We start from the raw sequence: 13,710 nt of genomic DNA, 5'->3' as shown, positions 1-13,710 counted from the left end.
TTTATTGAACTGCATCGCCTCTCAGCTTGCGAAACCGTTGTCTTGCTTCAATGGCAAGTACACTGCCGCTGTAATCCAGAAACAATTTTTCATAAAGTGACATCGCCTTTTCTTTTTGTGCCAATTGATAATCATAAATTTTTGCCAGTTCAAAAATGGCATTGTCTGCTCTGATTTCCTCTTTATGGTTTTCTATGATCTGGTTGTATTTTTGAATGGCCAAGTCTGTTTTTTTCTGCTTGTTCAGAATGTTGGCCTGCAGATAAAGAACATCATCCAGTAAACTATTTTCTTTATATTCAGAAAGTATACTGTCCAGCATTACCATCGCTTCATCGTATTTGTTTTGAAAAACCTTTAGCTCTGTCTGTGCATAATCAGATAATGCCAAACCAAGGGTATCCTGATTCAGATTGTCCAGAATAAACACCGACATATCGATGGCATCATTACTGATTAAGCGCGTAGTGGCTTGCTTAAGGATGTCAAATTGTTCCTGAGCCCAACTGAAATCTCCCGCAAAATAAGAAAGCCTGGCATTTTTGAATCGTGCCAATTCCCCCAACTGATCTTCCTGAAAATCTTTGTCCACCTGAGAATAAAGCAATGTAGATTCCCATCTTTCACCCTGTATCAGGTAATAGTCTGCAAGATCCAACTTTGCCATTGCTTTGGTATGTGGCTCAATAACGGGGTTCTTAACAATGGAAAGGAGGATTTCAATGGCTTTGTCTACATTATTTAAATACCTTGCCTCTAATTCTGCAAATTCAATCATTATGGGTGCTGCCAATCTGCTGCCGTTGTATTCATTGCTGAATTGTTGGTAATCCGATTCCAGTGCTTTTAAATCTGTGGCAGTGTAATTGTTCTGTTCTACAATTTGTTTACGGCGACTGATCAGCAATTGTCTGTAAGCTTCCAGATAATATCCGCCCGACTGACCGAGGTTTTTTACATAGTCATAACCATCGATTGCGGTCTTGTAGTCTCCTTCATTTGCAGCAATATTCGCTATGTACATGACTCTGGAACCATTTTCACCCGTTCTTTTGTCCAGGGCTTTTCCCTGACGTAGGGCATTGAGAAAATCTTTTGACTGGATAAAAGTCCATTGGAGAATTTCTATCACCGGGATGAAGTCAGGCTTTGATTCCAGTTTTTCATAAAGCAGTGCCTGTAGATCTTTATGCTTATCTGGTTCCAGATAAGCAGCCAGTACATTCTGCAAGCTCATTGAGTTAATACTACCATCTTCTAATCCATCTACATAATATTTCAGCATGGTCATAGTCTCTCCTTTCCTACGGTATAGGTCTGCAAGATTGTAGGTAAAATGAAACTGACCTTTCATTAGTTTTTCTCCCTTTTCGTAGGTGGCAATAGCCAGATCATATTCTGATTGTTCGATGAAAACATTGGCAACCCGGTGGATGCTGATTACATCTGCGGGTAGGTTGTCGAGCGCATACTTATATTGCTTTTCCGATTTACCGGCTTCTCCACGTTTGGCTAACATCTTTCCATATACGATATAAAGGTAGGAGTCCTTTGGTCTGCGGGCTAATTCCTTTTTGACAAGGGCTTCTGATTCTTCTGTTTTACCGAGGGCCTCCATGCAACTTAAGAGGTTAGTAAAATAGGACTCACTTTCCGGGAATTTTTGATAGAGGGATTGGTACAAAGCTGATGCCTTTTCAAACTCTCCATCGCTATAGTATTGCAAGGCAAGTCGGGGGTCCTGGGCATTTACCCAAAGAGGAAACAGCAAAACGACCAAACCAAATAAAAATCTCATGGTGTATTAACTGATTTATGACAAAAATAGTTTTTGGAGCGGAATAAATTTGAAGTGTAAAGATAAATACAGAATTCGGCTGTAAAATGTCAAAGATTTCGCAAGCCTACCGGGCTGTAAAGACAACTGGCAAGGTGTATTGTACCCTTACTGCGGTTTGACCCTGAAGACCGGGAGTCCATTTGCGATTCATGCCATTCATGAGCTCGATCACCCGTCTTGCTTCCTGGCCGCAGCCATCACCAATATCCTGAAGTATTTTAATGTTACTGACCGTACCGTTTTTCTCCACAATAAATTGAACCATTACTGTACCCTCCGTTTTATTTTGTACCGCAAGATTTGGATAACGCAGATTGGTTCTCAGGAAATCCCGCAAACTTTTTTCTGCACATTTTCTTCGTTCTGCATAACTGATATCCAGTTGTTCGCATCCCGGAAATAAAGGCATATGACTCACATAACGAAATACTTCCTCTGTTCCGGTACCTTCTCCTGCTTGTCCGGGAGATTCTTCTTTTCCGCTATTCAATCCAGTGTCCTTACTGCTTTCTTCTATCGGAGGAGTTTCCTCTTTGACCACTTTAGGGGTCGAGCTTGCACTAAAGTTTTTATCTTTTTTAACAAGCGTTTTTGGTGGAATGGACTTTGGTTTTTCAGATGATTTAGTTTTGCTTCCTGATGGTTCAGGAATATCAAAATTTGGTGTTCCAATGGAAACTTCCCTCATCAATAAATCCGATTCCTTCAAAGGCTCCTCAGAGTCCCAGAAGGAAACTATTTGAGGCCAAAAAAGAAAAAATAGAATCAACAAAATGGCTATTATGATAGCCCTTGACATATGGTGGGTATAGCGCCTTCTCAACAGGTAAGCACCATAATTTTTGTTGCGTCCTGCAAAGACAATGTCATCCATTTCGAGTCTGGAGATTGGGGGCGATTTTTTTTGCTCAAAACGGTTCATGACAAGAACTTAACGAAATTTATCCGGGCTTCTTACCTGTAAAGCTGATTTTATCATCATTGGTTCAAGTCCTGTTGTGCTGATGGAAAATCGAAAACATTCCATTTGAAAAGGATTAAAGCAAAAAGCACCCCGATAACATTGGCCAGCATATCGAAATAATCAAAACTTCTTCCAAGCAACGTTGCTGCCTGGAATAGTTCCATAAGTAATCCAAGTAAAATCAAAGGGAGACAAGTTCTAAATAATAAACTCCATCCACGGTAATCATTTGACCTGCCGAGAAGAAAGAAAAAACAGGCGTTGCCATAAAAGAACAAATGGCCCAACTTATCAATACCTACAAAATCTTTGAAACTAAATTTGGGTAAGCTGTTGGCCGGAACCAAAGACAGCAACACAATGGCTACTGTAAATGACCAGGCAATTTTTAATGCGTATTTTCTGATTTTTATAAAGTGCGCAAGCAAGGCAATATTTATTTGCCCAACAAGGATTTATAGGCTGCGGCATCCATTAATTCATCCAATTCAGATGGATTGGTCAATTGAATTTTTACAATCCAGCCCTTACCAAAAGCATCGGAATTAATTAAAGTAGGATCGTTTCCTTCTTTTTCATCGAGGTCCGGATTAAATTCCAATATTTTACCACTCACCGGCATAAAAAGATCAGAGGTAGTTTTAACAGCCTCTACAGTTCCAAAAATTTCATCCTTTGGAACTTCTTCACCTACAGTATCCACTTCGACATATACGATGTCACCTAATTCGGATTGGGCGAAATCAGAGATTCCTACATAAGAGATATCGCCTTCCACTCTTACCCATTCGTGTTCTTTGGTGTAGCGGACATTTTCAGGAAATTGCATGATGGTTATGTTTTAGTTTGAAGAATTTTGAATAAACTTTTGAATTTCCTCAGTGGTGAGGGATTTTGGTCTCTCCAATGGTAAATTAAGTGCTCTGTCCCAACAAAGCTGAGCAAGTACACCCAATGCACGGGATACGCCGAACATCACAGTATAAAAATTATGTTCCTTGATGTTAAAATGCTCTAACAGAGCGCCTGAATGGGCATCCACATTAGGCCAAGGATTTTTAATTTTACCGATGCTGCCAAGTATAGGTGGTACCACTTCGAAAACATTCCAGACAATTTTTACCATGGGATCGTCTGCGCAGTATTCTGCAGCAAATTCTTTCTGTGCAGTAAATCTTGGATCCGGCATTCGCAACACGGCGTGGCCGTAACCCGGTACTACGATTCCCTGGGCAAGTGTTTTCTTAACGTAGTCTGCAATTTGTTCTTTGGTAGGCTCATTGGTTCCCAAATCCCGGATCATGTCATAGATCCAATCCATCACTTCCTGATTGGCAAGACCATGCAGGGGACCTGCAAGAGCATTCATACCTGCTGATAGCGAAAGGTAAGGATCGCTCAAGGTGGAACCTACCAGGTGAACTGTATGAGCAGAGGCATTACCCCCTTCATGGTCTGCATGAATGGTGAGGTATAATCTCATCAGATCTTTAAAAACAGGAGATTCAACGCCCATCATGTGGGCAAAATTCGCACTCCAGTCCATGCTTCTGTCCGGATATAGGAATTCGCCTTTAAAAAATACTTTTCTGTAAATGTAGGCTGCCACAATAGGAACCCTGGAGATCAGGTTCATGGCATCTTCGTACATATATTCCCAGTAGGAAGATTTAGAGACTCCCTCCTCATATTTATGAGCAAAAATACTGTCGCATTGCATGGCCATAATGGCGATGCTGAATTGAGTCATTGGATGGATGCTATTGTCCAGGTGATCAATTGAGTGGATCACATGATCGGGAACCTCAGACCTTCTCATCCATTCACGGCTGAGCCATCTCACGTCGTCGTCCGTAGGAATTTCTCCGGTCATCATCAACCAGAACAATCCTTCAGGAAGTGGTTCTTTAGCGCCATCAATACATGGAAGCTTTTCTCTTAACTCAGGAATGGAATATCCCCTAAATCGGATGCCCTCCTGGGCGTCCAATGAAGAAGTCTCCCAAATCATGGATTTGATACCACGCATCCCTCCGTAAACCTGTTCGATTTGAACCTGGTCTATCACTTTGGTGCCGTGCTCCTTTAAAATTGTCTTGATCTCTTCAGATGCAACGGTAAACTTTGCCTTAAATAACTCTTTTAGCCTGTCCATAGGACTCAATAATTCTGGTAAATCTATTTTCAAAAAAACGTCTGCAAAACTATAATTTTTTATTCCAAACCAAATAAATTTTGGTTCATTAACAAGATGTTAGCGCGGAGGGTTTAAAAAATCGCTATTTGACCTGATTTTTATTCAAAAGTCATATGTAGGTTAATGATTATTTAATCCCCGGTATGAATCCATAAAAAAGCTAACTTTGCCCACCATTTAATATCAAAATCAGGTATTATGAACCTTCAAGGTATCCTACCCAAGCAGGCTTCAATAGAGTCTTCCGGGGTCCAATGCAAGAAAACAGTCTTTGCCAACCTCAGCCCGGCCGAGTTAGTGCAAATCAGTTTGGACCGCCAGTTGGCAGTTTTAAGTGATCAGGGAGCACTGGTGGTGAAAACCGGAAAATTTACAGGACGTTCACCGGAAGATAAGTTTACCGTTGACAATGAGATAACCCACCACAGCGTTGATTGGAACAAGTTCAATAAAGCATTTCCGGAAGACAAATTTAACTTTCTCTATAAGGACTTGGTTTCTTACCTGGAAGACCGCGATATTTTCGTTCAGGATAATTTTGCTTGTGCAGATCCTGAATATCGCATTGGAGTTCGCGTCATTGCAGAGATCCCCTGGAGCGCTCAGTTTGCCGGCAATATGTTCATCAGACCTAAGGCCGGTGAATTAGATCATTTTGTACCGGATTGGACCATCTATTGTGCACCGGGATTTCACGCGGAGGTGGAACTTCACGGCACACGTCAGGAAAATTTCAGCATCATTGATTTCAAATCAAGGAGAATACTCATCGGCGGTTCTGCCTACACCGGAGAAATTAAAAAATCCATTTTCACCATCCTTAATTTCATACTCCCTCACGACAAAGGTGTGTTGTCCATGCACTGTTCAGCCAACAAAGGTAAGGAGGGAGACACCACCATTTTCTTTGGCTTAAGTGGTACGGGTAAGACAACCTTGTCCGCAGATCCTGAGCGAAGTCTGATCGGTGATGATGAACATGGATGGAGTGACAAAGGCGTTTTTAATTTTGAAGGAGGATGTTATGCTAAATGCATAGACCTTACCGAAGAAAAAGAGCCGGATATCTACCGGGCCATTAAGCCCGAAGCCATTCTGGAGAATATTGTATTTCACGAGGGAACCAACATACCCGATTTCAGCAAGGCACACATCACAGAAAATACCAGAGTATCCTATCCTCTGGGGCATATCAGAAATTCGTTGATCCCCTCCATAGGTGGCCATCCCAAAAACATCTTTTTTCTGACCTGTGATGCCTATGGCATTTTGCCTCCGATCTCCAGGCTTACCAAGGCTCAGGCCATGTACCATTTCATTTCCGGCTATACTGCAAAGGTAGCCGGGACTGAAGCCGGAGTTACGGAACCAAAAGCAACTTTCTCTGCTTGCTTTGGTGCTCCATTTTTACCCCTTCATCCTACCTTTTATGCAGAGATGTTGGGCGAGAAAATCGAAAAACACAATCCCCACATTTGGTTGATCAATACCGGTTGGACCGGTGGACCCTATGGCGTTGGATCCAGAATGAAGCTATCCTACACACGTGCCATGATCACCGCGGCACTGAAGGGTGAGTTGGATCATTTGTCCTACGACACCCACGGAATTTTTGGCTTGCATTATCCAAGCCATTGTCCTGGAGTACCTGCAGAAGTTTTAAATCCACGAAACACCTGGAACGATCCTGCAGAGTATGACAGGAAAGCTGCAGACCTTGCCAGAATGTTTGTGGAAAATTTCAGCAAGTACAGCAGCAAGGCATCAGAAGAAATTCTGAATGCGGCACCAAGAGTGTGAGGTATCAGTTTTCTGATGTATTTTCAAGGGATAGCCTCAACATTTGTTTAAGGGAAAATTTTTAATTTATTTTCTTAGATTTATTAGTAATTTATTGTTCTACTCTAGTGGAAATAAATAACTTTAGATATATTTTGAATCTACTTAATAAATTATTATATTTGATTCTGAAGTAAATGCATTTTATTTTTTCTTTATCTGCCTTTTAGCAAAAATTAAATTAGTTAATCGACATTATTCATTCTGGTTTGCTTCAGGTAGATGTGTAGAATTAATTAAATTATACAGATTATGGATCAATGCATAGCTGAAGAATTACTAGAAGTTAATGAATCATTAGGAGCCACACTGGATTGTGAGAAGAATGAAAAATTCCTCAACAGAATTTATTTAAATCAGATACTGGGTCAAAGTCCATCAGCTTACGAGATGGATACGTTGGATAGTCTGGCAAGAAGCTGTGTAAATGAAGTCGGCAAAGCTGCTTTATGGGCACATACATTTTTACCGGATTCAGTTAATTTTTACAGGGCGCCCTTGATGTTTTGTGAAGAAACTGAGGAATTAACCACTGGAACGAATAATGATAAAAGTGGAGAGGAATTGCAACTTTATCCTGTGCCATGTCAAGATTTGATACAAGTTCATTCACAAAAAATTGATGGTGTGAACAAAGTAGCCATTGTAAATGTGGATGGGTTTGTAGTGTACGAACATTTCGTCAACCATTCAAATGTATTTGAAATGGATGTACATCATATTTTACCAGGTGTGTATTGGATAAAATTCATATGCAATAATGGCAAGACGATTATCAGAAGAATTGTGAAAGTTTAATTCAATCCTCACTCAACATTCATGAAATTTATTTTTTCTGTAGGACTTATAATGATTTTAAACTGTATTATGACAGCTCAAAAATACGATCATATATGGCTGCTGGGATATGGTTCGGAAGACCCTATGTATGTCCCAAAATTTGGTTTTTCCTTTTTGAAATTTGGGGCAAATTCTTTAGAAATAGAATATCAACTTAAAGGAAATGAAAGAGCAGACAATTGGTTAAATTATGTAAACGTAAGTAATCAAGAAGGAGAGTTTGCATTTTACACCAATGGGGCTTGTGTATTTAATAGAAATCACGAGGTGATGGTAAATGGAGATACTCTTAATCCTGGGAGTATCTGGAACGGGTATGAGGGATATACATATCCTGTACAAAATGGATCAATCGTGCTTCCGCATCCCGCTGACGATCAAAAATTCGTAATCATTCATAAAGGATTAAAGCTAGGGGGAACGGTTAAGGAGGGATATAATTATTCCGATGTCTTGTACTATTCCATCGTGGACATGACTTTGGAGGGTGGATTGGGGGCTGTTACAACCAAGAACCGGGTGCTTATCCGGGATACCTTAAACAAAAGCCAGACTGCTGCGTGCAGACATGCCAATGGTCGGGATTGGTGGATACCCATCCGTCATGGTGTGTACAACCTGTACTACCTATTTTTGCTGGATCCTTCAGGTATTCATCTGCATCATCAGCAAGCCATAGGTTTGGCAGGTCCCGGACCGGGCGATACCTTTAATGGCAATGCCTGCTTTAGTCCGGATGGCACAAAATATGCGAGTTGTTTGCGAGAAGACCATGCCCAGATATTTGATTTTGACAGATGTACAGGATGGTTCAGCAATCCTGTACATCTTTATCCCCGGGACAGCATGAATTATGCGACGAGTGTATGCTTTTCCCCCAACAGTCGCTTTTTATATTTCAATGATGTGTACCGATTGTGGCAATATGATTTGAGTAAAAGATACATTCAGGAAAGCGAAGTTCTGGTAGCGGTATGGGATACTTTTTATTTCCAGGATATGTTTGGCACTGCATTTTTTCAGACAAGGTTGGCGCCGGATGATAGAATTTATATGTCTATTTTTGGCAGTTCCAACATCTACCTGCACAGGGTCAATCGACCGGATGAAAAAGGAAAAGCATGTAATTTTATACAAAGAGATGTAGCGCTTCCAAATTATCATTCGGGTATCTTGCCTTATTTTCCTAATTTTAAATTAGGCCCCATGGTCGGAACCTCCTGCGACAGTTTGTACAGAGTGGACCTCGGTAAATCATTTTTGGTAAGCCCGAATCCGGTACGGGAATATTTGCACATTGAATTTTTATACGAGTATCCATTCAGGATTAATTATGAGTTTGAATTGTTTAATCTGCAAGGTGTCCGCACATTCTACAAAGAGCTGGACAATTCCACCAGGACACATCAAGTACCCACAGAACAAATACCTGATGGCATGTATCTGTATCGGATTGTTTCGGAAGGCGTGACTTACCAATCCGGTAAGATCTTCAAAGGCTGAGTATTTTCTGTATGGGTCCAGATGAAGGAATATTCTATCCTTAACAGTTTGGTTTAGTCAATTGGAAAAAATTACATTAGGCTAAGTACTCATGTATAAAGGCACTGTCCCTCAATCATAATGTTGAAAATCAGGAGATTGTATCGTTTTGGTCATGATTTTTGGTGCTTTCTAAGTATTTTTGCTTTTTAAGTCGACCATCCATGAAATCCGGCCATTTCTTAAGTCACTGTTTGTTTTTTTTATTTTTGTTGATTTCCTGCAAACAAGGGAATCAATCCGGACCTGCCGGCATGCGATTCACCAAAATGGAAGCGGGGCAGACGGGCATTTTGTTTAACAACAGCATTCAGGAAACCATAAACGAGAACATTTACTATTCTGCTTATATGTTTAATGGGGGTGGCGTTGCCATAGCAGATTTCAACAACGATGGCAAGCAGGATTTGTACTTCACAGGAAATCAAGTGGCCGATAAACTCTACCTCAACAAGGGGGATTTCAGATTTGAAGATATTTCTGAGTCTTCCGGAATTTCAAAATTTAAAGGTTGGAAAAATGGCGTGAGTGTAGTAGATATCAATGCTGATGGTTGGATGGACATTTATGTGTGCAGGGGAGATCATTTTCAGGACCCGATAGAAAATACAAATTTATTGTTCATCAATCAGGGCGATTTAACTTTTATCGAAAGCGCCGCAAGCTATGGGATAGAAAACAATGGTTACGCCATCGCCTCTGTTTTTTTTGACATGGACAACGATCATGATTTGGATCTGTATGTCACCAATCGTCCGGAGCGATTCAATAAAACTTTTGCACAGTTTGAAGCAGAGAAAAATGTGAACAGCTCACTTTCCCGACACCGACTTTACCGCAATGAAGGGAATGGTAAATTTTCGGACATCTCATCTGCTGCAGGTATTCATCCCAATTTCGGTTACGGACTGAATGTAATTGCAGGAGATTTTAATCAGGATGGATTTCAGGATCTTTATGTCTGCAATGATTTCCGCTGGCCGGATTTTTATTTTGTCAATCAGAAAAACGGCACCTTTAAAGAATCCATCAATGAATTTTCCAATCACATTTCGTTCAGTTCGATGGGCGCCGATGCAGGCGATGTGAACAACGATGGACTGGAAGATCTTATGGTCCTTGAAATGAGACCGGAGGATTATAAAAGATCCAAGACTTCCATGCCTGCCATGAATCCTGCGGTGTACGATACAATGAGTCGTTTGAACATGCATGTACAATACATGCACAACACCTTGCAATTAAATCGTGGCAACGGATTTTTCTCCGACATCGCACAGATGACCGGACTTGACAAGACAGATTGGTCCTGGGCACCTTTGATGGTTGATTTTGACCATGATGGCCTGCGCGACATTTACATTACCAATGGTTTCCGGCGTGACTTGAACGATCAGGATGGTGATAAAATCGTGGATGCACTTATTCAAAAGGGTGAAAAATTTAATACGGTGGAAGAATTGTTCAGTCACTTTCCTACGGTTAAAATTGTGAATTATATGTTTCACAATGAAGGCAATCTTCATTTTAAAAAAGTGATGAAGGAATGGGGAATGGATGAACCTTCCTATTCCAACGGTGCTGCAGCAGGGGATCTGGACAACGATGGGGATGTGGATCTGGTGGTCAATAATCTGGACGGCACTCCTTTTGTTTATCGCAATGATTTGAAGGGTGATCAACATTATCTGAGGATTCAATGCGAAGGGCCCTCCACAAATGCACAAGGAATTGGCGCAAAAATAAATCTTCAAATAAAAGAAAAAGTATTCGGTGCAGAAATGCGTACCACCCGTGGATATCTCTCCACCAGTGAAGCCTTTGTACATTTTGGTTTGGGAAATGAAAATTCAGTAGATCAGTTGGAGATCATTTGGCCTGATGGGCGGATGGAAAAATTGAAAAATGTTAAAGTAGACCGGGTACTAAAACTGAAGTATAAGAATGCCAAAGAAAAATTTGTTTTCAATCATAATATCAAAAGTCTTTTTAAAGAAAAAACCATGGAGCTCATCCAACCTGTTTTTAAGCATCAGGAGAACGAGTTTAATGACTACCGCACACAAATACTCTTGCCACAACGCATGAGCAGACTGGGGCCATTCATGGCCGTCGGGGATGTAAATGCAGACGGTCGCGAAGATTTTTTTATTGGCGGTGCAAAAGGCCAGGCAGGAGCCTTGTATGTGCAGTCTGTTGATGGAAATTTTTCACAAAGTTCTCAGCCGGCATTAGCATCCGATCAGGCGTATGAAGATATGGCTGCTTTATTTTTTGATGCCGATGGCGACAAGGATTCGGATCTTTATGTAGTGTCAGGGGGCAGTGAATCTCCGGAAGGAAATGCTTATCAGGATAGATTGTATTTGAATAATGGAAAAGGGAATTTTAATGCCTCCAAAAATCTTCCTGCCATTTCATCCTCAGGTTCCTGTGTGGTGGCCGGAGATTTTGATGGGGACGGTGATCTTGATTTATTCAGGGCAGGGCGATTAGTTCCTAACCAATATCCTATGGCTCCCGAAAGTTATATCCTGATCAATTCCGGAAACGGAAACTTCATGAATCGTACCCAGGAATTTGCACCCGGATTAAAAAAAGCAGGGATGATTACCAGTGCTGTATGGTGTGATGTGAACGGTGATAAAAAAAATGAATTAGTGATTGCTGGTGAATGGATGCCCATACAGATATGGGAATTTTCAAATGGACAATTTCAATTGGCATCCGCTGAAAAATATCAGTTACAAAATACGGAAGGTTGGTGGAATAAGTTGGTGGCAGAAGACATAGATGGCGATGGTGATGTGGATTTGTTGTGTGGAAATCTGGGTGAAAATTATAAGTTTCATGCCTCTCAGGAAAAACCTTTTTCTGTCTATGCGATGGATTTTGATGGAAATAAAACCATGGACATTGTGCTGGCAAAATTTGATGGTGACCGCATGGTACCTGTGCGTGGAAAGCAGTGCAGTTCTGAGCAGATGCCTTTTATCTCAAAAAAATTTCCCAGCTTTCATCAATATGCTGATGCAACTTTGGAGGACATCTACGGAGAAAATCTAAAAAAAGCCATGCATTTACAGGCAAAGGAATTTAGTTCCATAATACTCATGAATCAAGGAGGAAAATTTGAGCGACTGTCATTGCCTGTGGAAGCACAATTTTCTGCAGTTAATGGCATCGTGACCGGAGATTTTGATGGCGACGCAGTAAAAGATTTGCTACTTGCAGGCAACCAGTTTGACACAGAGGTAGAAACGACTCCGGCAGATGCATCCATCGGATTGCTGTTGTTGCAAAAAAGTGGAAAATTTATACCACAGACGGTTTTGAATTCAGGTGTATTTTTAAAAAACAATGTACGCGATGTACAAAAAATTAAAGTGAATGGACAGGATATGATATTGGTTGCCAACAACCATGGCAACCTTCAGGTACTGGCTAAAAACAATTAGAAAAATGATCAGGTTAAATACATTAATTATTTGTGCTTTGGTTACAGCTTTTGCAATGAGCATCCCCTCTTGCAACCAGAAAAAAAGCAGTCCCTCAGGCCCCTTATTTGAATTGGTGGATCCTCAAAAATCAGGTGTATTGTTTGAGAATAAATTATTCGAATATGCAGAAGAGCATATCTTTAATTTCAACTATCTATACAATGGCGCAGGTGTAGGTCTGGGTGACATCAACAATGATGGTTTGCTGGATATTTATTTTACCGCCAATCGTGCCAAGGATAAATTATACCTGAACAAGGGAAATTTTAAATTTGAAGACATTTCTGAATCTTCCGGTATTTCAGCTTTCAGTGGATGGAGAAGCGGGGTGGCCATGGCGGATGTAAACGGAGATGGCTTGCTGGATATTTATGTCTGTCGTGGAGGTTTTAAAAATGAACCAACCAATAATGCCAATCTGCTTTTTATAAATAAGGGCAACAATAAATTTTCTGAAGAAGGTTCCCGATATGGAATTGCGGATATAGGATTTTCGATAGCGGCCTCTTTCTTTGATTACGACAAGGACAATGATTTGGATTTAATTGTGACCAACCGTCCTGAAAAATTCTACCTGAACATCGATCAGGTGATGGAGGGAAAAAAGAATGGAAGTTTGCTGAGCAGAAATAATTTGTATCGCAACAACGGTGACAATACCTTCAGCATGGTTACAGAAGAAGCCGGTCTTACAGGAGGATTCGGTTATGGACTCAGCGTGACCACTGGAGATCTCGATCAGGATGGAGATGAGGATATTTACATTTCGAATGACTTTGTCGAAAACGATTACTACTACCAGAACCAGGGGAATGGAACTTTTAAAGAAGCCATCAAGGACATCGTAAGACATACCGCTTATTATGCGATGGGAACAGATTTTGGAGATGTAAACAATGATGGTTGGGAAGATATTTTCAATGTGGAGATGCGTCCGGAGGATTATAAGAGGTCCAAGACTTCAATGCCAGTCATGAATGCAAAACTT

Annotated in this window: 10 protein-coding genes; 5 read left to right on the top strand and 5 right to left on the bottom strand. The window is 40.8% G+C overall.

All coding sequences use genetic code 11. The features are described from left to right. Position 1: 1 nt before the first annotated feature. The 5 genes from IPJ83_06530 to IPJ83_06510 form a co-directional block, all read right to left on the bottom strand. Positions 2-1,798, bottom strand: coding sequence for a tetratricopeptide repeat protein (locus tag IPJ83_06530; GenBank protein MBK7880200.1), 1,797 nt, complete (start codon positions 1,796-1,798; stop codon positions 2-4). Between the two features lie 106 nt (positions 1,799-1,904). Further along, positions 1,905-2,762 carry a TonB family protein gene (locus IPJ83_06525; GenBank protein ID MBK7880199.1) on the bottom strand — a complete coding sequence of 286 codons (858 nt, stop codon included), beginning with the start codon at positions 2,760-2,762 and terminating at the stop codon, positions 1,905-1,907. A 56-nt stretch (positions 2,763-2,818) separates the two neighbouring features. Continuing rightward, positions 2,819-3,232, bottom strand: a complete 414-nt coding sequence (locus tag IPJ83_06520; GenBank protein ID MBK7880198.1) for a VanZ family protein — start codon at positions 3,230-3,232, stop codon at positions 2,819-2,821. Positions 3,233-3,240: 8 nt separating this feature from the next. Further along, positions 3,241-3,633: a glycine cleavage system protein GcvH gene (gene gcvH, locus IPJ83_06515; protein MBK7880197.1), complete on the bottom strand. Its 393-nt coding sequence runs from the start codon at positions 3,631-3,633 to the stop codon at positions 3,241-3,243. Between the two features lie 12 nt (positions 3,634-3,645). Continuing rightward, complete coding sequence (locus IPJ83_06510; GenBank protein MBK7880196.1) at positions 3,646-4,959, bottom strand: citrate (Si)-synthase, eukaryotic; 1,314 nt, start codon at positions 4,957-4,959, stop codon at positions 3,646-3,648. Between the two features lie 240 nt (positions 4,960-5,199). Here IPJ83_06510 and pckA point away from each other — a divergent pair, with 240 nt between their 5' ends. The 5 genes from pckA to IPJ83_06485 all read left to right on the top strand — a co-directional run. Continuing rightward, positions 5,200-6,801 (top strand): phosphoenolpyruvate carboxykinase (ATP), encoded by a 1,602-nt coding sequence (pckA, locus tag IPJ83_06505; protein MBK7880195.1) that lies wholly within the window; start codon positions 5,200-5,202, stop codon positions 6,799-6,801. Between the two features lie 291 nt (positions 6,802-7,092). Next, on the top strand, positions 7,093-7,638 hold the full coding sequence (locus IPJ83_06500; protein MBK7880194.1) for a T9SS type A sorting domain-containing protein: 546 nt from the start codon (positions 7,093-7,095) through the stop codon (positions 7,636-7,638). A 69-nt stretch (positions 7,639-7,707) separates the two neighbouring features. Further along, positions 7,708-9,183 carry a T9SS type A sorting domain-containing protein gene (locus tag IPJ83_06495; protein ID MBK7880193.1) on the top strand — a complete coding sequence of 492 codons (1,476 nt, stop codon included), beginning with the start codon at positions 7,708-7,710 and terminating at the stop codon, positions 9,181-9,183. A gap of 203 nt (positions 9,184-9,386) precedes the next feature. Then, complete coding sequence (locus IPJ83_06490; GenBank protein MBK7880192.1) at positions 9,387-12,680, top strand: VCBS repeat-containing protein; 3,294 nt, start codon at positions 9,387-9,389, stop codon at positions 12,678-12,680. A 4-nt stretch (positions 12,681-12,684) separates the two neighbouring features. Further along, the coding region (locus IPJ83_06485; GenBank protein MBK7880191.1) for a VCBS repeat-containing protein at positions 12,685-13,710 on the top strand (1,026 nt) is incomplete at its 3' end.

It is taken from the genome of Candidatus Vicinibacter proximus, from assembly GCA_016713905.1.
Taxonomy (GTDB): Bacteria; Bacteroidota; Bacteroidia; order Chitinophagales; family Saprospiraceae; genus Vicinibacter; species Vicinibacter proximus.
This window is presented reverse-complemented; position numbering and strand designations above follow the sequence as displayed.